Consider the following 16581-nt stretch of genomic DNA (forward strand, 5'->3'; position numbering starts at 1 on the left):
GCCAGTTGTGCCGATGAATATCCCTAATCTGATTACCGTTCTACGCGTCCTGCTTATCCCGATCTTCATTTTGCTGTTCTATCTGCCTTATCAGTGGAGTTACATGGCGTCCGCTTCGGTGTTTGCCTTTGCCGCAGCGACTGACTGGCTGGATGGTTATCTGGCCCGCCGTCTGGAGCAAAGCACTCCGTTCGGAGCGTTTCTCGATCCGGTCGCTGACAAACTCATGGTCGCAGTGGCGCTGGTGCTTCTGGTCCAGGAACATGGCAATCTCTGGCTCACCTTGCCAGCGGCTGTCATCATCGGTCGCGAGATTGTAGTGTCGGCCTTGCGTGAGTGGATGGCCGAACTCGGCGCCCGCGCCCACGTAGCCGTTTCCAATCTCGGCAAATGGAAAACCGCAGCGCAGATGCTCGCGCTGGTGATTCTGCTGGCCAACCCGAAGGACTTCAGTTTCTGGGTAATCTTGGGTTATGCCTTGCTGATGGTCTCCGCCGGCCTGACGTTGTGGTCGATGGTGCAGTACCTTCGCGCTGCCTGGCCGCACCTGAAGACGGATGTTGAAAAGAAATAAAACTTTTTTGAATCAAGGGGTTGACGGAGCTTCTTAATTCTATAGAATGCGCATCACCAAGCGGGAATAGCTCAGTTGGTAGAGCACGACCTTGCCAAGGTCGGGGTCGCGAGTTCGAGTCTCGTTTCCCGCTCCAAGTTTAAAACGCATTTGTTGTTGTGCTACTGATAACAAATGTTTTGAGGCCGAGTAGCAAAATGGTTATGCAGTGGATTGCAAATCCACCTACGCCGGTTCGATTCCGACCTCGGCCTCCACTATAAACAAGCTCCGTAGATCCATGATTTACGGAGCTTTTTTATTTGCACTGCGCTGCAAGATTTAGTCTTGAAAAACGGGCATTGCGAACTTGCTTCACCGGGAAGTGATGTATATATTTCCCGCTCTGCTGTTCAAGGTTGGATCCTTCAAGGATTGCTGCTTTGCAGCGGAAGACTGCAGCACCGCGCTACCGCCCGAATGGCGAAACTGGTAGACGCATGGGACTTAAAATCCCCCGCTCGTAAGGGCGTGCCGGTTCGATTCCGGCTTCGGGCACCATCTTGAATCAAGGGTTTGCGGGCGAAAGCTGATGCAAACCCTTGTTTGTTTCCGGTCCGCTATTTTGATGTTGGTCCGCATTCCCTGGTCTGCATGACATCCTTACCTAATGACAGGTCGCGATATTGAGCGGTCGCGACTGGTCTACAGTTGTCCCAAGTGTCAGTTACTGGGGGGCAATGAATGTTCAGCCGTTATCCCGAGCAGAAGCAGAGTCGCAAGGTACTCTGTTCACTGGGTGCCGCAATCCTCGCATTGGGAGTATTTCTGATTGCAATCGAGGGCGTGGGTGGAGTTCTTTTCACTGTCATGGGCGGCGGCTTGATGTTGGCGTGTTTCACCGGTGAACGAACATTCGCAAGGATACTTCGCCTGCTGAGTTGGTTTTGAGTGGAGGAGGATTCCCCGTTCCTGGTCAGGCTGCCGTAGGGGACTGCTCTCCACCATTTGCCGGCCAGCGCTCCGACCATCAGGAGAGAGCCAAGTGTTCAGTTCGACCCTTGCTGGGGTGCCAAAAATATAAAAGGCCTGCATGAGTTTTCTCATGCAGGCCTTTTTTGTGCCTTATGCAGTGCTAGACAAATGCCTGGCCGCTAAAGCCGCGAGGCAGGCGCTGAAGACCGGCCATTGCTGTCAGGCGATCGATCCATTCTGCGCGCCAGTCTGTTGCACTGTGCGTGGTTTTGCCTTGACGAGACATTCGGCGGGCCGCGTTGCGCTGATCCTTTCGTGCCTGCTTGTAGGCATCGGTATTGCGGCAGCTGCGGCACTTCACGCGGTTGAGCTCACGGCTTGCCGAAAGCTGTTTGCCTTTGTGCCCACAGGCCAGATGCCCGTCGACGTTGAAATGGATAACCATAAACCGTCTCCTGTGTGACGTGTATTGATTTTGACAACTCACGGACCACACCGTTCGGCGCTGGGGCGCAGGCAAAAAAACACCCGCATGCGGGCGGGTGTGAGGGTGTTTTGCAAAGGAGTGATTTCACTGTAGACGCGCAGATGTGATCGTTATGTGAAAACGCAATCGCGGGGGAGAATAAACATTTCGGGCAGGCAAATACGCGGTGACCTGTGTGTCACCGCTTGTGAGGCAAATTCCTGAGACCTTGGCGAAGTCGCTGTCATCTGAACCGAGGCAATGGCCGATCTACAGGTTTTAGCGCCGACAGCGTATTGCGAATCAGCGGAGCATCCTTCTCGATATCGTTGAGCCGGTCACGGATGCGCAGGGCGGTCGGGTGTCCGCCTTGGTGGTCGACCCAGTCGGCAATCTCTTTGCAGGCGGCCGCGAGGCGCGCTTGCCGGGCGTCGAGCAGGGTGAGGAGGGTGGTGATGGACTCTTTTTCGGACATGGAACACCTCCGTTCTATGAAACCTGAGCTGCAGCAAAAAGCCCGCGTGTTGCGAGCCTTCTGCCGTGGGGTGCTGCTCCTTCAGCTGGTTTCAGTATAGACCCGCTTCTGATCGGCATCAGACTGAAGACTGGCGGGCCGGTGATAGGGTACTGGCTGCGTTGAGGCGTTTGCATTCACGTCGTGCGTCCTCTTCCGCGTCGTAGCCATCGCCGATGAAGCCGCTAGTACGCGTGTCGCAGATGCGAAACCAGCTTTGCGCTTCGGCTGGATCATGCTGGCTGTCACCGGCGCGTCGACCGTGAATGATGATCTTGTTGCAACGCTTCACGACGAAAATGTCTTCCATGGCGTCACCGCAGCTGATTCGTGTCAGATCAACTATAGAAGCCCTCGGCGATCGTGCAAAAAATACCCAGCTCAGCTCGTCGGTTGCCAGCGCCAGCCTTCGCGGTGCCAAGTCAAATGATGGCTCGGGTTTAACGCGCGCAGAAACGCCTGATCGTGGGAAACCGCAACAATCGCCCCGGGAAATGTCTGCAAGGCGAGTTCGAAAGCTTGCACCGACGGCAGATCCAGATGGTTGGTGGGCTCATCCAGCAGCAGCAATTGTGCGGGTGTCTGGCGCCACAGCGCCAAGGCGAGGGCAGCTTTCAAGCGTTCGCCCCCACTGAGCGAGGCGCATGGCCGCGTGGCGCGCTGTGCGTCCAGTTGTAATTGCGCGAGGTAACTGCGCAACGTGCCTTCGCTCAGGGGCGTTTGCTGGGCCTGTAATTGATCGACAATGGAAGTGTGGTCATCCAGCAGTTTCAGCTGTTGATCGAGGAAGGCAAAAGGCACATGCGTGATGCACTCGCCACTTGATGGCGTCCATTCACCCGCCAGCAATTTCAACAGCGTCGATTTGCCACAACCGTTGTGACCGCTGACTGCGATGCGCAGCGGTCCCTGAATGGTGAGGTCAAGCCGGGTGGAGGGCGCATCTGCCGGCAACCATGGCAGACACGCGTCGATCAGTGTGCACACTCGACGATTGTCGGGAACCGCACTGCCCGGCAGATTGATCAGCACGCCGTCGTCCGGCAATACGTTTTCGTACGCCTTACGCACGCGCTCATCCAGATCGGATTTGCGTGCCTGATGGCCGACCTTTACGTAGCCCATGATGTCTCGCGCGGCCGCTTTCAGCGCAGCCCGTTCGAAGCCAGAGACGTTAGCGGTTTGTGCGTTGCGACGGCTGCCGGCTGCATGGCGCTGAATGGTGTCGTGCTCGCGTTGCAGTCGCGTACGTTCGCGCTGACGTTCGATGCGGGCCTGATCGAGTTGTGCCTGCGCTGCTTGTTGATGTATTCGGCGTTGCTCGGTGAACTCCGAAAATCTGCCGCTGAAAACTGTAGCCCCCAGCGGCGTCAGTTCGACGATTCGCTGCATCTGCTCCAGCAATTGCCGGTCATGACTGACGACGATCAGTCCGCCACGCCAGCGGTCGAGCGAGCTCATCAGCCACTGTCGACCGGCAGTGTCGAGGTGATTGGTGGGTTCGTCGAGGACGAGCAATTGCGCCTGACTCAGCAGCGCACCGATCAAGGCAATCTTGGCTTGCTGGCCGCCGCTGAGATGTTCGGTCAGATCCGTCGCGGTGATATCGGTCAGCCCAGCCTCATCAAACATTTGACGCAAGCGTTCTGCCAGGTCCCAGCGTTCGTCGATAAGGTCGAAATCTTTGGCTGTTGCACGACCCTGTTTCAGTCGTTCCAGTGCGCCGGTCACCGTGGCTGTTCCTGTCGCGTCAGCTACGGTTTGTCCACGTGTGGTGACGAAGGTTTGCGCGACATAGTGCGCGGACGCTGAACGTGCCACGCTGCCGAAATCAGGCTGCAACTGCCCGGCAATCAAGCGTGCGAGCACACTTTTACCGACGCCATTGCGCCCGACGATAGCGGTCGGTTGACCATCGAAACTCAGGTTCAGGGCTTCGAACAGCGTTACGCCACTGGCGAACTGAAAACCCAGTTGATTCAGGGAAACGAGTGCGGCTGTACGCGAGACGTGAGTCATCGGCACCTCCAAAAATGTCGTGAAAACTGACAAGCGCCGAGAGCGGCGTGTCGCGATTGCATTTTTAGAAGGCTGAGTTGTTCACTTCTGCGGTCGTCCGGAGGGGGGGGAAGGTCGCTAGCCTAGATGACGCTGCGCAGTGGATCAAGGTGCGTCGGTCATTTCGCTCATTCGCTCGAGAAACATTGCCAATGCGACTTCCTCGGCCCGCAAGCCCTTGCGTACGCGCGGACGCGGCAGTTCGGCAAGCGCGCCGAGCATGAATTTTTCCACCACGGCAGGGTGGATGTAGCATTTTCGGCAAACCGCCGGGGTGTTGCCGAGTTGCTTGGCGACGCCTTTGACCATCTCCACCACATGCCGTTTGGCTTCCGTCTCGGATGCCCATTGCAACTCACGCAACACCGCCAGGGCCAAAGCACTACCGGCCCAGGTGCGGTAATCCTTGGCGGTGAAATCGGCGCCGGTGAGGGTTTGCAGGTAGGCGTTGACGTCGGAGGAACTGACGGTGTGGCGCTCGCCGTTTTCATCCAGATACTGGAACAGGTTCTGCCCGGGAATTTCCAGACAACGCTTGATGATGCGCGCCAGGCGCCGGTCCTTGACGGTGATCTGATGTTCGATGCCGCTCTTGCCGCGAAACTGGAACAGGATTGCGCTGCCGTTGACCTCGACATGTCGACTGCGCAGGGTGGTCAGGCCATAGGAGCGATTGTCGCGGGCGTATTGTGTATTGCCGACGCGAATCAGTGTGGCGTCGAGCAGGGTGATCACCGTGGCCATGACCTTGTCGCGACTGAAGCCGGGCGCGGCCAACAACGCCTCCAGTTGTTGGCGCAACTTTGGCAGCGCCAGACCGAACTCGCGCAGCCGCGAATACTTGTCGGCATCGCGCACTTCGCGCCAGCGCGCGTGATAGCGATATTGCTTGCGGCCACGGGCATCACGGCCTGTGGCTTGCAAGTGGCCGCGTGGATCGGCGCAGATCCACACATCGGTATAGGCCGGCGGCACGGCGAGCGCGTTGATGCGTTTGATTTCGTCAGGGTCGCTGATGCGCTCGCCCGACGGTTCGAAATAGCTGAACTTGCCGCGCAGTTTTTTGCGGGTGATACCGGGCTGGGTGTCATCGACGTAATGCAGATCGGCTGGCAGTTCTACGGTCAGCGCGGTGTCGGGCATGGCGGTTTCCTTCGGTGGCGCGGCGGTCTGTAAAAGGATTGACCGCATGCCGCTGCCGTGGTGCCGAATGATTTAAGCGAGGACCGCAACTGCTTTGATCTGCGCCCACAATTGCTGGCCCGGGTGCACACCCAACTGATCTCTGGAATAGCGCGTGATGCGCGCGAGCAGCGGGGTGCCGCCAGCATCGAGACGAATCAGCACGTGGGCGGCGTTATCGGCCGATTGCTCGCTGACCACCGTCACCGGCAGTCGATTGAGAATGCTGCTGGCCTCGCTGTTCTGCAGGGTCAGGCTGATGTCCCGGGCGTGCACTTTGCAGCGCAAGGCCTGGCCCAGTGCCATCGGCGCGTGGGTGACGCGAATGCTCATCTCGGTGGCCGGTAGCTGCAGGCTCAGCAATTGATATGCGGCGTCGTAAGCGCTGACCTGACCTTCAATGATCACGCCGGCGTCATCGCCCATCGCCATCGGCAGATCCAGACGTGCGAGGGTTTCGCCAATCGGGCCGCTGGCCAGCGCTTTGCCTTCGCTGAGCAGCACCAGATGGTCGGCCAGCCGTGCGACTTCATCCTGCGCATGGCTGACGTACAGCAGGGGAATGTCCAGTTCGTCATGCAGGCGTTGCAGGTACGGCAGGATTTCACGTTTGCGCTGACTGTCGAGCGCCGCCAGTGGCTCATCCATCAGCAACAGTTTCGGGCTGGTGAGTAACGCTCGGGCGATACCGACACGCTGGCGTTCGCCGCCCGACAAATGTTGCGGATGGCGTTCGAGCAAATGACCGATGCCCAACAGTTCGGTGGCCTGCGCCATGTCGACCCGGCGCTGGGACTTGGCGATGCGCTTGAGGCCGAATTGCAGATTGGCCAGCACCGACAGATGCGGGAACAGGCTGGCCTCTTGAAACACGTAGCCGAGCGCACGTTTATGGGGTGGGACGAAAATGCCATTTTCGCTGTCCTGCCAGACTTCGTCATTGATCTGAACGAATCCTTTTTCGGCGCGCTCAAGCCCGGCGATACAGCGCAGGCAGGTGGTTTTGCCGGAGCCCGAGTGCCCATAAAGCGCGGTCACGCCACGACCCGGCAGGTTCAGGTCGACATCGAGGCTGAAACCCGAATAGACCCTGTTCAAACGTACATCGATCATCGATCAGCTCCAGCCTGCGCGGGTCTTGCGGCTGGAGTACAGCGCCAGCAACACCAGAAACGAGAACACCAGCATCGCCCCGGCCAGCCAGTGCGCCTGTGCGTATTCCATCGCTTCGACGTGGTCGTAGATTTGCACGGAAACCACGCGGGTCTTGTCGGGAATGTTGCCGCCGATCATCAGCACCACGCCGAACTCACCGACGGTATGCGCGAAGCCGAGGATCGCCGCCGTGATAAAACCGGGGCGGGCCAGCGGCAGAATCACGCTGAAAAAAGTGTCCCACGGATTGGCGCGCAAGGTCGCGGCCACTTCCAGTGGACGGGTGCCGATCGCCGAGAAGGCGTTTTGCAACGGTTGCACCACGAAAGGCATGGAATAGATCACCGAACCGATCACCAGCCCGGTGAAGCTAAAGGTCAGTGTGCCCAGCCCCAGCCATTGGGTAAATTGGCCGAGAAAGCCGTGCGGGCCCATCATCAGCAGCAGATAGAAACCGATCACCGTTGGCGGCAAAACAAGGGGCAGGGCAACGATCGCCCCGATCGGACCGCGCAGCCACGAGCGGGTGCGCGACAGCCACAGGGCAATCGGAGTGCCGACAACCAGCAGGATCGCGGTGGTCAGGGACGCCAGTTTCAGGGTCAGCCAGATCGCCGCGAAATCGGCACTCGTCAGCGACATTTAGAGTTGGTAACCGTAGGACTTGATCACCGCAGCGGCTTTCGGGCCTTTGAGGTATTCAACCAGTGCCTTGGCGGCGGCATTGTCTTTGCCTTTGTTCAGAATGACGGCGTCCTGTTTGATCGGGTCGTGCATATCAGCAGGGACGATCCATGCCGAACCGCTGCTGACTTTGCCATCCTTGTAGATCTGCGACAGGGCGACAAAACCCAGTTCAGCGTTGCCGGTCGAGACGAACTGGTAAGCCTGAGTGATGTTCTGACCTTCGACGATCCTCGCTTTGGTGGCCTCGGTCAGTTTGAGCTTTTCCAGCACTTGCGTGGCGGCCAGGCCGTAGGGCGCGGCTTTCGGGTTGGCGATGGACAGGTGCTGGTACTCGTTCTTTTTCAGGACCTCGCCTTTCGCATCGACATAACCTTCTTTCGCTGACCACAGCGCCAGAGTGCCAATGGCATAGGTGAAGCGCGAACCCTTGACGGTGTCGCCTTCTTTTTCGAGTTTTTCCGGGGTGGTGTCGTCAGCGGAAAGAAACACTTCGAACGGCGCGCCGTTCTTGATCTGGGTGTAGAACTGGCCAGTGGCGCCGTAAGCTGCAACCAGTTTATGCCCGGTGTCTTTTTCGAAATCGGCAGCGATGGCCTGGATCGGCGCGGTGAAATTGGCCGCAACCGCCACCTGCACTTCATCGGCCTGTACAGCGCCGACGGCGAATACCGCAAGCAAAGAGGCCAGACAGCTAGGGGCAAAACGCGAGGCACGAATGGTCATGTAACAGCTCCGTGGTTGGCAGGCGCAGAGGGCAGCTATTGTTGGAAATGGACTGCGCCGATGCGAGGGGTGTTCGCTATATAGCGAAATATATAGCGAAATGCCGCCAAACAGGAAGTGTTGGTTAGAACCAGAGTGAGGGCGCTCGACACTTCACTGTGCCTGGCGTCATTGGCGAGTGAGTTTTGCCAGTGCGCCTTTGGCTAATTGCCGGGTCAATTCTGCACTGCTCAAGTCCTGACCCAGGGTGAATGCCTGACCAGCCCAGAGGTTGGCAAACTCGGCCTCGTTGATCGCTCGCAACGGCATCAATGCACCGCCGGCCAAGGGAAATGCCGGCGCCCTCGGCGACATCGGGCCCAGCTCACGCATGACGCGGTTGAGAATGCCACGCGCTGGACGTCCGGTGAAGAGATTGGTGATCGCGGTTTCGCTTTCCTTGGCGGTACGCAGCGCTTTGTGGTGAGTGGCGCTGACTTTTGCTTCCGGTGTGAACAGATAGGCGGTGCCGACCTGTACCGCCGACGCTCCCAAAACGAACGCCGCCGCCACGCCTCGCGCATCGGCAATGGCGCCGGCGGCAATCACCGGTATGTTCACCGCATCGACCACTTGGGGCACCAGGGCAAACGTACCGACCTGACTGCTCAGGTCATCACTGAGAAACATGCCCCGATGACCGCCAGCCTCATAGCCCATGGCGATAATCGCGTCGCAGCCGTGCTGTTCCAGCCAGATCGCTTCATCGACAGTGGTGGCCGAGGACAGAATTTTTGCACCGGTCGCCTTGACCCGATCAAGCAGGGATTTTTCTGGCAGACCGAAGTGAAAACTCACGACCTCAGGCCGAAATTCTTCCAGCACTGCGCAGGCTGCCGCATCGAACGGCGCCCGATTGGACACCGGCGTCGGTGCGTCGAAATCGGCGCCCAGTTCGCGGTAGTACGGCTCGAGCAGATGCTTCCATTCACGCGCGCGTTGCTCATCGGCCGCCGGTGGCTGATGGCAGAAGAAGTTCACGTTGAAAGGCTTGTCGGTGTGTTGGCGAATGGTTTTCAGCTCTTCGCGCAATTGCTCGATGCTCAGCATGGCCGCCGGCATCGAGCCCAGGCCACCGGCATTGCACACGGCGATGACCATGGACGAATTCGTCGCGCCGGCCATCGGGCCCTGAATGATCGGCAATTCAATGCCGAGCAGGTCAAGAATGCGCGTGTCTGGCCATTGGCTCATGAAGGCTGGTCTCCGAACGGTGAAAGGCAGAGCCGGTTTTTAACAGCAAAACCGGATCCGCAGCCAGTTCGAAATTCAGAACAACCCGTGCAGTTTTTCAGCGTCGATGAAATCCGCCGCCTCCACCGCCGCCAAACGAGTGATTCATGAATTGCGAGGAGTTGTGAAAGTTGTTGGTCCGCTGGTTGCCGAAGTTGCGCGCAGCGGAGTCACGGTTGAGGTTCTGCAACTGCGCATTGTTGTTGATGGGTGCGCTGCGGGTCGCGCCGCCGCCGACCATCGACTGCCAGCCGTTGTCGGTCTTTTTGTACACGTTGCCGTCGTGGCCGGCATAAACGTTGTCGCCGACGCGTGCAGCGCCGCCGTTGCGTCCGCGAATGCCGCCATATTGGGTGGTGTTGCCGGTGTTGGGGTTGTATACGGCGCCCCGGTTGGCGGTGACCTGCGTACCGTTGCGCACGTTGCCGGCGGTGACCCGTTCGCCGGCAATTGCGCCACCGTTCGGTCCGACTGCCACGCCGCTGCGTCCGGCTGCGTAATTGCCGGTGTAGACGTTATGTACGGCGCCCCGTTGACCGGCGGCTGCGACGCCAGTGCGGGAGTTGTAGGAAGCGCCGACCTGACCGGCCCAGCGATTGCCAGTCCAGGCGTTGTAACCGGCGCCGTAGCGGCTGACCGTGGCCCGGTCGCCCCACTGATGATAAATGTTGCCGGTGGTGCCGGCCCAGCCACCGGGACCCCAGGCCACTGCGCCACCGCGATAACCGTAAGCGGCGCCACCCCAGGCCAAAGGCGCCGGATACAGATGCGGACCCCAGGCGTAACCCCAGCCGTAGTTGCCCCACCACGGGTAAGCGCCCCAGCCCCAACCCATCGCTACAGTGCTGCCGCCCCAGCTCCAGCCAAAGCCGAAACCAAAGGTCCAGCCAGTCCACGGCGTATAGCGGATGGCGACGCCGAAACCGTAAGTCACCGGCGGCCCATACCAGACGCTGCCCACCCACGGTGTGTAGGGATAACCGGTGCCATACACCACGACGCCCGTGGCCGGATCCAGATTCGAACCCTGATACCCCGGCGTGTAGCCGACCACTACCGTGTCCCCGCTGGACTCGTAGACTTTGACGTAGGTGAGGTAATGCATCGGCGAACTCGGCGGGATCGAATAGATCACTGCCGGCACGGAACTGGCGACAACCCAAGGGCCATTTACCGTGGTGGCGGTGAACCAGATACCGTTCTCCACCGCATACCAACTGTTGTTGTCGACGCGGATGATGGGCGTGGCGCTGTTGACCACGTATTGCAGGGGTGTGGTGTTGATGGCTTTGAGTTGCGGCTCGCCATCGAACTGCGGCGCGGTCATTTTAACCGCGCTTTTGTTGATGGCCGACGTCTGTGGAATGGTCGCGGCAATGGCCGCTTCCTTGGCTTGCGGCGTGCCGGCGACCGAGGCCTTGACGTTCTCTTTCGGGCTGTCGTCGGGAATGTTGGCGAAGTCCGCCGGCAGTTTGTCTGCGCGGGTAAACGTCCACGGGCCATTCATGTCAGTGGCGCGAAACCAGCGCCCGGAGATCAGCACATAGCTGTTCTGGTCACCGATTTCCTTGAAGATGTGCCCGGTGGTATTGCTGACATACAGCAACCCGGTGCCCTGAATGGGCGTCCATTGTGCTGCGCCGTCAGTGACCAGTAATTCCGTGGGGGTGGTGGCGATGAAAATCTTCGGTTGTGGCGGTTTGGCCAGGCTTGGAATCTTGTCTTTGGGATCGCTTTGCCCAGTCAGCAGATCCACTTGCCGGCTCTGAATGGCGACCTGTTTGGCTTTCTCCAGCTCGGCAAACGGTGTGGCCAGGCGGGTATACGCGCCATTGATCTGGTCCGCGACCATCCAGCCATCAAAGACGTGCAGATAATGTTTGCCCTGCGCGTCTTTCAATAACAGCGGGCGAGTATTGATCACCCGCTGCAGCGCCGTGCCTTCTACCGGTCGGTACGCCGCGTCGCCATCGATATAGACGAGCAGGGCGGGTACGTCGGAACTGATAATCGTCGGCGGGGTGTTTTCCAGCGGCGCGCTGTCGGCTTTCTGTTCTGCAGAGAGTACGCCGACTGCAGCTTCGAGCTGATCAAGCGAAATGGTTTTCTTGCGGTTCTCGGCGTCTTTCTGCAGCGCCGCGACCCAGGTGTCGGCTTGAGTGGCATCGGCCGGGAAGTCGGCCTTGATGATTTTGTACTGATCCAGCGCGACCCAGCGCGTAGCCTTGTCGACCAGCGTATGTGCGCTGAACTGGACAATTCCGTAGGTGGACTTGCCATCGGCGCCGGTGGCTTCAACGGCCGCGCGAGCGTTGAGGGTGTAACCGTCCCAGCTGTCGAGTTGCGGCTGATACACCGTCAGTTTCGCTTTGCCGCTGCTGATGACTTGCGGCCAGGTCGGCTCGCTCGGGGCCTCTGGGGCCGGTGCTGCCCAGGCACTGCCGAACGCCAGCAGACACAGCATCAACATCACAAGTAACGAGCGCGGGTAAGGCATTGTCAGCTCCATCGACAGGCCGATTTCTGAAGGAATAACGGCGAAACCACGACCGTCGAAAAAGCATAGCCGCCCGCCATGGAAATACCCGGCCGATTTGCCGATTGGCGCAAAGTCGAATGTGGCAGCGTGTTGCGATGTGGTATTTCAGGGCACGACATTCCGAAACCAGTCATGCGAGGCAGTCATGTTCAGCGCCATTGTGATCGACAAAGACGACAGCGGTTATCGCGCCAACCTGCAGCAGGTCAACGAAGAGCAATTGCCCGAAGGCGATGTCACCGTCGGCGTTGCGTACAGCACGCTGAACTTCAAGGATGGCTTGGCGATTACCGGCAGCAGTCCGGTGGTGCGCAAGTTTCCGATGGTGCCGGGAATCGACCTGGCGGGCAGCGTAGAAGCCAGTTCCCACCCCGACTATAAAGTGGGTGATCAGGTGCTGCTGAATGGTTGGGGCGTCGGCGAGAATCACTGGGGCGGTCTGGCGCAGAAAGCACGGCTCAATGGCGACTGGCTGATCCCATTGCCCAAAGCCTTCACGGCGGCGCAAGCCATGGCCATCGGTACGGCCGGATATACCGCGATGCTGTGCATTCTGGCGCTCGAGCGCAACGGCGTGACGCCAGAGCAGGGTGAAGTGCTGGTAACGGGCGCCAATGGCGGCGTCGGCAGTTTTGCCATCGCACTGCTGAGCAAGCTCGGCTATCGCGTCGTCGCATCCACCGGCCGCGTTTGCGAGCATGAATATCTGCAGCAATTGGGCGCTGGCGAAATCATCGACCGCACGACCTTGTCAGCGCCCGGTAAACCACTGGCCAAAGAGCGCTGGGCAGCGGTGATCGACTCGGTGGGCAGTCACACCCTGGCCAATGCCTGTGCCAGCACTCGCTCCGAAGGCACCGTCGCCGCGTGTGGTCTGGCGCAGGGCATGGATTTCCCGGCTTCGGTTGCCCCGTTCATTTTGCGTGGCGTGACCCTGGCCGGCATCAACAGCGTGACCCAGCCCAAGGCTCGCCGTCTGGAAGCGTGGGATCGACTGGCCAAGGATCTGGATTTCTCGTTGTTGGCATTGATCAGCCATGAAATCGGTCTGAGTGAGGCCATTGATGCGGCGCCAAAGTTGCTCGCCGGGCAACTTCGCGGACGGGTTGTGGTGGACGTCAATCGCTGATAGCTGTTTACCCTGGGTCTTTCAAGGCTGCGTCTCGCGCTCAAGCAACTGACGCTTGCGCTCGACGCCCCAGCGATAGCCCGAAAGGTTGCCATCGCTACGCACCACGCGATGGCAAGGGATCGCCACTGCCAGGCGGTTGGCCCCGCAAGCCTGAGCCACCGCGCGCATGGACGTCGGTGCACCGATGCGCTGGGCAATTTCGGCGTAACTGGCCGTGTGGCCCGCCGGAATTTCCCGCAGTGCTTGCCAGACACGTTCCTGGAACGCCGTGCCGCGAACGTCCAGCGGCAGATCCAGGCCAATCGCCGGAGCTTCGATAAATCCCACCACCTTGGCGATCAGTTGTTCGAAACCGGCATCGGCGCCGATCAGGTTGGCCTGGCGAAACTGATCCTGCAGATCGCACACCAGTTGATGCGGATCGTCGCCCAGCAGAATCGCGCACACCCCACGCTCGCTTTGCGCCACCAGAATCGCGCCGAGCGAGCACTGGCCAACGGCGAAGCGGATGTCGTTGTTCTTCCCGGCCGCACGATAGTCACCCGGTTTCATGCCCAGCAAATGATCCGCTGACTCGTAGAAACGGCTGTTGGAATTGAAGCCCGCGTCGTACAGCGCATCGGTCACCGAACCGCCATCTGCCAGACGCTCACGGACTTTGCGCGAACGATGGGCCGTTGCGTAGCCTTTGGGCGTCAGTCCCGTCGCGGCTTTGAAGACACGGTGGAAATGAAACGGACTCAGGCCGGCGGTCTCCGCCAGTTCATTCAGTGCCGGCAAGGTCTCGGCGGATTCGATAAGACGGCAGGCAATGGCGACGGTCGCGGCATGCTGCGCGGCCACATCACTCTGATCTTTGCTGGCACGCTTGCTCGGACGATAGCCCGCGGCTTCGGCCTGTTCAGCAGTGTCGAAAAACTCGACGTTCTGCGGTTTCGGCAGCCGTGAGAGGCTGCTCGGACGGCAGTAGATACCCGTGGTTTTTACTGCGTAGACAAATTGCCCGTCCGCCCGTGAGTCTCGCGCAACCACAGCGGCCCAGCGTGGATCGTTTTCGGTGTTGAAGGTGGTCGAAAGCGTTTTCATGAGCGGTTATCCGTTGACCTGTTTGATTCAGGTTAACCAGCGTCGCAAGGCACAACACTCCGGGCCTTGCGGTCGAACTTTTTGCAGATTATCCGGCCACGCGAAAGGTCAGATTGATCCGCTGTTCACCCAGACGTGGATGCCGGCCCTGTTTGATCGGCAGCACACCGTGATAGCGCAAGCGATCAACGCCGCCCCAGACCACCATGTCGCCATGCAGCAAGGCAATGCGCTGGCTCTTGTCGCTGCGACTGAAACCACCGAAGAGGAACATCGCCGGCAACCCGAGTGACAGCGAAACGATCGGCGCGCTGTAGGCCTTTTCGTCTTTGTCCTGATGCAATGACATCTTGGCACCGGGGAGATAGCGGTTGATCAGGCAGGAATCAGCATTGAAGTCAGTAAATCCGGCTCGCACCGCTGCCGACTGCGCGAGTGTCGAGAATACTTGCGGCATCGCTGGCCAAGGCAAATCACTGAGCGGATCGACGCTCGAGTAACGATAACCGTGGCGATCAGTAATCCAGCCCAGAGCGCCGCAACTGCTGGTGCCCACCGACATGCTGAATCCACCCGGTGTGACCATGTGGCGCAAGGGTGCTACGGCAAGAATCGCATCCAGCGCCGGCAGGATCTGCTCGATCAGCGGCAGGGCGAAACCATGCAGCACCCACGATTGCTCGCCAATCTGTTCGGCGCGCGGGCGTTGCTCGGGTTCGTGATCGGCGAAAAGATCGAAAGTGTTCGGTTGCATGGCAGTCATGTGGCGTCGTGAAAGATGATGCCTAGGGTATGCCTTTTTCCACTGTGCAGGCGACTGACGCCATGGCGCATGGTTACCCGATAATCACCGCGCAGGCCTTTGACCGGGCGCTGGTTGACAGCAAAGATCACCGCATCTCCTTTCTTCAGATCCAGCACGTGCGGCCGAGATTGCATGCGCGGGCGTTGTTCGGTGAGAACAAATTCGCCCCCGGAAAAGTCTTGACCGGGTTCTGACAGAAGAATCGCCACTTGCAGTGGAAATACCGATTCGCCGTACAAATCCTGGTGCAGGCAGTTGTAGTCCTGCGGGCCGTACTGCAATAGCAGAGGAGTCGGGCGGGTCTGACCGGCGGCATGACAGCGCTGTAGAAATTCGGCGTGATCCAGCGGAAAACGCTCGGCCAGGTTCATGCGTTCGTACCAGCGATTGGCCAACGGAACCAGGCGTGGATACAGCGCGCAGCGAAGGCGTTCTACGGGTGTCGGCAGGGGGTAGCGAAAGTATTTGTACTCGCCGCGACCGAAACCGTGGCGGGCCATGATGACCTGCGAGCGAAACGGTTCGGTCTGCGGATACAGCGCACTCAATCGATCACAGGTTTCGGCCTGCAGCAGCGAACGGATGATCGCACAGCCGTCTTGATCCAGTTGCTGCTCAAGGCTTGCCCAGTCGAGCGAATCCAGCCGGGAAGGGGGCATCGACATGCTGACTCCTTGACTCATGGTCGAAGAAAGTCAGTCTAGGCAGGGCCTTGCGGCAGAACACTCCGCCGCTTGCGGTCGAATTCCTGTCGGTGCTTACAGCGCTTTGCTGACGGCGATCTCACTGATCACGTCGTCGCTCTGGCCGTGAAGGGCATCCAGAGCAGCCTTGGCTTCTTCTTCAGTGCCGTTTTCCAGCTGCGCGAACTCGAAGCGGCGCTCGCCATTGAGTTTGTATTTGATGACGTATTTGGTCGTTTGGGCCACGGTCATGCATTCCTTCCTGGTTGAGCGACGTGTCTCAGCTGAGTTTGGTGCTGGAACGACGGATGATCTTGATCGAGTGAGTCAGTGTCGGCTTGCGCGTCACGCTGATCGCACGGCGGTTGACGGTGTCGATGGTGATGTTCCAGAAACCGGTGCTCGGCGCGGTAATACGGGCCGGGAAGGTGTCGAAGGCGCCGCCGTGATAGGTGTGACGGCCGCCATTCTTGAAGCTGCGGAAGTTGGCGTCGTTCATCAGACGGATGTTGCACATTTGCGAGCATTGGATGACGACGATGTCGTCTTCGTTGAGGTGTTCGCGCTGGTGAATGAATTTCATGGGCGCCTCCAGAAGGGCTTTTTCTACAAAATCAAAACGATAGCTTGTCGATTGGGCGCAGTTTATCAGCCCGCACGGGTTATTATCTGGCCGTCGGGCGTTGGTTTGACAATTTTGAACAGATATTCGCAATCGGATGCGGGTTAAATGCAGAAGACCCCGGAGAAA

Annotated in this window: 18 protein-coding genes and 3 tRNA genes; 6 read left to right on the top strand and 15 right to left on the bottom strand. The window is 59.2% G+C overall.

Translation table 11 applies throughout. The annotated features are described in order from the left end of the window. Positions 1-13: 13 nt before the first annotated feature. The 5 genes from pgsA to PspS49_RS13540 all read left to right on the top strand — a co-directional run bounded on the left by pgsA (position 14) and on the right by PspS49_RS13540 (position 1504). On the top strand, positions 14-574 hold the full coding sequence (pgsA, locus tag PspS49_RS13520) for a CDP-diacylglycerol--glycerol-3-phosphate 3-phosphatidyltransferase (RefSeq protein WP_007950102.1): 561 nt from the start codon (positions 14-16) through the stop codon (positions 572-574). 60 nt (positions 575-634) lie between these two features. Next, positions 635-710, top strand: a tRNA-Gly gene (locus tag PspS49_RS13525). A gap of 47 nt (positions 711-757) precedes the next feature. Further along, a tRNA-Cys gene (locus tag PspS49_RS13530) sits at positions 758-831 on the top strand. Between the two features lie 196 nt (positions 832-1027). Further along, a tRNA-Leu gene (locus PspS49_RS13535) sits at positions 1028-1114 on the top strand. Between the two features lie 183 nt (positions 1115-1297). Beyond that, on the top strand, positions 1298-1504 hold the full coding sequence (locus tag PspS49_RS13540) for a hypothetical protein (protein ID WP_127927159.1): 207 nt from the start codon (positions 1298-1300) through the stop codon (positions 1502-1504). Positions 1505-1688: 184 nt separating this feature from the next. On the opposite strand, the gene PspS49_RS13545 is transcribed toward PspS49_RS13540, so the two are convergent. The 10 genes from PspS49_RS13545 to PspS49_RS13590 form a co-directional block, all read right to left on the bottom strand. Then, complete coding sequence (locus PspS49_RS13545; protein ID WP_150752059.1) at positions 1689-1973, bottom strand: hypothetical protein; 285 nt, start codon at positions 1971-1973, stop codon at positions 1689-1691. Positions 1974-2238: 265 nt separating this feature from the next. Then, positions 2239-2469, bottom strand: coding sequence for a hypothetical protein (locus PspS49_RS13550; protein WP_008082703.1), 231 nt, complete (start codon positions 2467-2469; stop codon positions 2239-2241). A 118-nt stretch (positions 2470-2587) separates the two neighbouring features. Beyond that, positions 2588-2818, bottom strand: coding sequence for a hypothetical protein (locus PspS49_RS13555; protein ID WP_127927163.1), 231 nt, complete (start codon positions 2816-2818; stop codon positions 2588-2590). A gap of 71 nt (positions 2819-2889) precedes the next feature. Further along, positions 2890-4527, bottom strand: coding sequence for an ATP-binding cassette domain-containing protein (locus PspS49_RS13560; RefSeq protein WP_160039731.1), 1638 nt, complete (start codon positions 4525-4527; stop codon positions 2890-2892). A gap of 144 nt (positions 4528-4671) precedes the next feature. After that, complete coding sequence (locus PspS49_RS13565; RefSeq protein WP_160042516.1) at positions 4672-5709, bottom strand: DNA topoisomerase IB; 1038 nt, start codon at positions 5707-5709, stop codon at positions 4672-4674. A gap of 72 nt (positions 5710-5781) precedes the next feature. Continuing rightward, complete coding sequence (modC, locus tag PspS49_RS13570; protein ID WP_160039733.1) at positions 5782-6861, bottom strand: molybdenum ABC transporter ATP-binding protein; 1080 nt, start codon at positions 6859-6861, stop codon at positions 5782-5784. 3 nt (positions 6862-6864) lie between these two features. Then, positions 6865-7545: a molybdate ABC transporter permease subunit gene (gene modB / locus PspS49_RS13575; RefSeq protein WP_103307181.1), complete on the bottom strand. Its 681-nt coding sequence runs from the start codon at positions 7543-7545 to the stop codon at positions 6865-6867. Next, positions 7546-8313: a molybdate ABC transporter substrate-binding protein gene (gene modA, locus PspS49_RS13580; protein WP_150752062.1), complete on the bottom strand. Its 768-nt coding sequence runs from the start codon at positions 8311-8313 to the stop codon at positions 7546-7548. A gap of 168 nt (positions 8314-8481) precedes the next feature. Continuing rightward, a complete protein-coding gene (locus PspS49_RS13585) occupies positions 8482-9546 on the bottom strand; it encodes a nitronate monooxygenase (RefSeq protein WP_160039735.1) in 1065 nt (354 codons plus the stop codon). 97 nt (positions 9547-9643) lie between these two features. Further along, positions 9644-12082, bottom strand: a complete 2439-nt coding sequence (locus PspS49_RS13590) for an autotransporter (RefSeq protein WP_160039737.1) — start codon at positions 12080-12082, stop codon at positions 9644-9646. Positions 12083-12269: 187 nt separating this feature from the next. Between PspS49_RS13590 and PspS49_RS13595 the strand changes: the two genes are divergently transcribed. Continuing rightward, positions 12270-13253 (top strand): MDR family oxidoreductase, encoded by a 984-nt coding sequence (locus PspS49_RS13595; RefSeq protein ID WP_160039739.1) that lies wholly within the window; start codon positions 12270-12272, stop codon positions 13251-13253. Positions 13254-13274: 21 nt separating this feature from the next. Here PspS49_RS13595 and ada read toward each other — a convergent pair whose 3' ends face one another. From ada to PspS49_RS13620, 5 genes are all read right to left on the bottom strand, one after another. Then, on the bottom strand, positions 13275-14342 hold the full coding sequence (gene ada / locus PspS49_RS13600; protein WP_127927176.1) for a bifunctional DNA-binding transcriptional regulator/O6-methylguanine-DNA methyltransferase Ada: 1068 nt from the start codon (positions 14340-14342) through the stop codon (positions 13275-13277). Between the two features lie 88 nt (positions 14343-14430). After that, the gene (gene alkB / locus PspS49_RS13605; protein ID WP_127930388.1) at positions 14431-15096 is read right to left on the bottom strand and encodes a DNA oxidative demethylase AlkB; all 666 of its coding nucleotides are present in this window, start codon (positions 15094-15096) and stop codon (positions 14431-14433) included. Positions 15097-15101: 5 nt separating this feature from the next. Continuing rightward, positions 15102-15812, bottom strand: coding sequence for a 2OG-Fe(II) oxygenase (locus tag PspS49_RS13610; protein WP_160039741.1), 711 nt, complete (start codon positions 15810-15812; stop codon positions 15102-15104). Positions 15813-15905: 93 nt separating this feature from the next. After that, complete coding sequence (locus PspS49_RS13615; protein ID WP_158013179.1) at positions 15906-16082, bottom strand: hypothetical protein; 177 nt, start codon at positions 16080-16082, stop codon at positions 15906-15908. A 28-nt stretch (positions 16083-16110) separates the two neighbouring features. Further along, complete coding sequence (locus PspS49_RS13620; protein WP_007912251.1) at positions 16111-16413, bottom strand: DUF1883 domain-containing protein; 303 nt, start codon at positions 16411-16413, stop codon at positions 16111-16113. Positions 16414-16581: the final 168 nt, after the last annotated feature.

Source organism: Pseudomonas sp. S49, assembly GCF_009866785.1.
In the GTDB taxonomy this organism is placed as follows: domain Bacteria; phylum Pseudomonadota; class Gammaproteobacteria; order Pseudomonadales; family Pseudomonadaceae; genus Aquipseudomonas.

Excerpts from the sequence above, each read along its gene's own strand:
- PspS49_RS13590 (WP_160039737.1), bottom strand. The coding sequence starts at position 12,082 with ATGCCTTACCCGCGCTCGTTACTTGTGATGTTGATGCTGTGTCTGCTG.
- modA (WP_150752062.1), bottom strand. The coding sequence starts at position 8,313 with ATGACCATTCGTGCCTCGCGTTTTGCCCCTAGCTGTCTGGCCTCTTTG.
- PspS49_RS13555 (WP_127927163.1), bottom strand. The coding sequence starts at position 2,818 with ATGGAAGACATTTTCGTCGTGAAGCGTTGCAACAAGATCATCATTCAC.
- modC (WP_160039733.1), bottom strand. The coding sequence starts at position 6,861 with ATGATCGATGTACGTTTGAACAGGGTCTATTCGGGTTTCAGCCTCGAT.
- pgsA (WP_007950102.1), top strand. The coding sequence starts at position 14 with ATGAATATCCCTAATCTGATTACCGTTCTACGCGTCCTGCTTATCCCG.
- PspS49_RS13595 (WP_160039739.1), top strand. The coding sequence starts at position 12,270 with ATGTTCAGCGCCATTGTGATCGACAAAGACGACAGCGGTTATCGCGCC.
- PspS49_RS13565 (WP_160042516.1), bottom strand. The coding sequence starts at position 5,709 with ATGCCCGACACCGCGCTGACCGTAGAACTGCCAGCCGATCTGCATTAC.
- PspS49_RS13545 (WP_150752059.1), bottom strand. The coding sequence starts at position 1,973 with ATGGTTATCCATTTCAACGTCGACGGGCATCTGGCCTGTGGGCACAAA.
- PspS49_RS13540 (WP_127927159.1), top strand. The coding sequence starts at position 1,298 with ATGTTCAGCCGTTATCCCGAGCAGAAGCAGAGTCGCAAGGTACTCTGT.
- PspS49_RS13585 (WP_160039735.1), bottom strand. The coding sequence starts at position 9,546 with ATGAGCCAATGGCCAGACACGCGCATTCTTGACCTGCTCGGCATTGAA.
- modB (WP_103307181.1), bottom strand. The coding sequence starts at position 7,545 with ATGTCGCTGACGAGTGCCGATTTCGCGGCGATCTGGCTGACCCTGAAA.
- ada (WP_127927176.1), bottom strand. The coding sequence starts at position 14,342 with ATGAAAACGCTTTCGACCACCTTCAACACCGAAAACGATCCACGCTGG.
- PspS49_RS13560 (WP_160039731.1), bottom strand. The coding sequence starts at position 4,527 with ATGACTCACGTCTCGCGTACAGCCGCACTCGTTTCCCTGAATCAACTG.
- alkB (WP_127930388.1), bottom strand. The coding sequence starts at position 15,096 with ATGCAACCGAACACTTTCGATCTTTTCGCCGATCACGAACCCGAGCAA.
- PspS49_RS13610 (WP_160039741.1), bottom strand. The coding sequence starts at position 15,812 with ATGTCGATGCCCCCTTCCCGGCTGGATTCGCTCGACTGGGCAAGCCTT.
- PspS49_RS13615 (WP_158013179.1), bottom strand. The coding sequence starts at position 16,082 with ATGACCGTGGCCCAAACGACCAAATACGTCATCAAATACAAACTCAAT.
- PspS49_RS13620 (WP_007912251.1), bottom strand. The coding sequence starts at position 16,413 with ATGAAATTCATTCACCAGCGCGAACACCTCAACGAAGACGACATCGTC.
- PspS49_RS13550 (WP_008082703.1), bottom strand. The coding sequence starts at position 2,469 with ATGTCCGAAAAAGAGTCCATCACCACCCTCCTCACCCTGCTCGACGCC.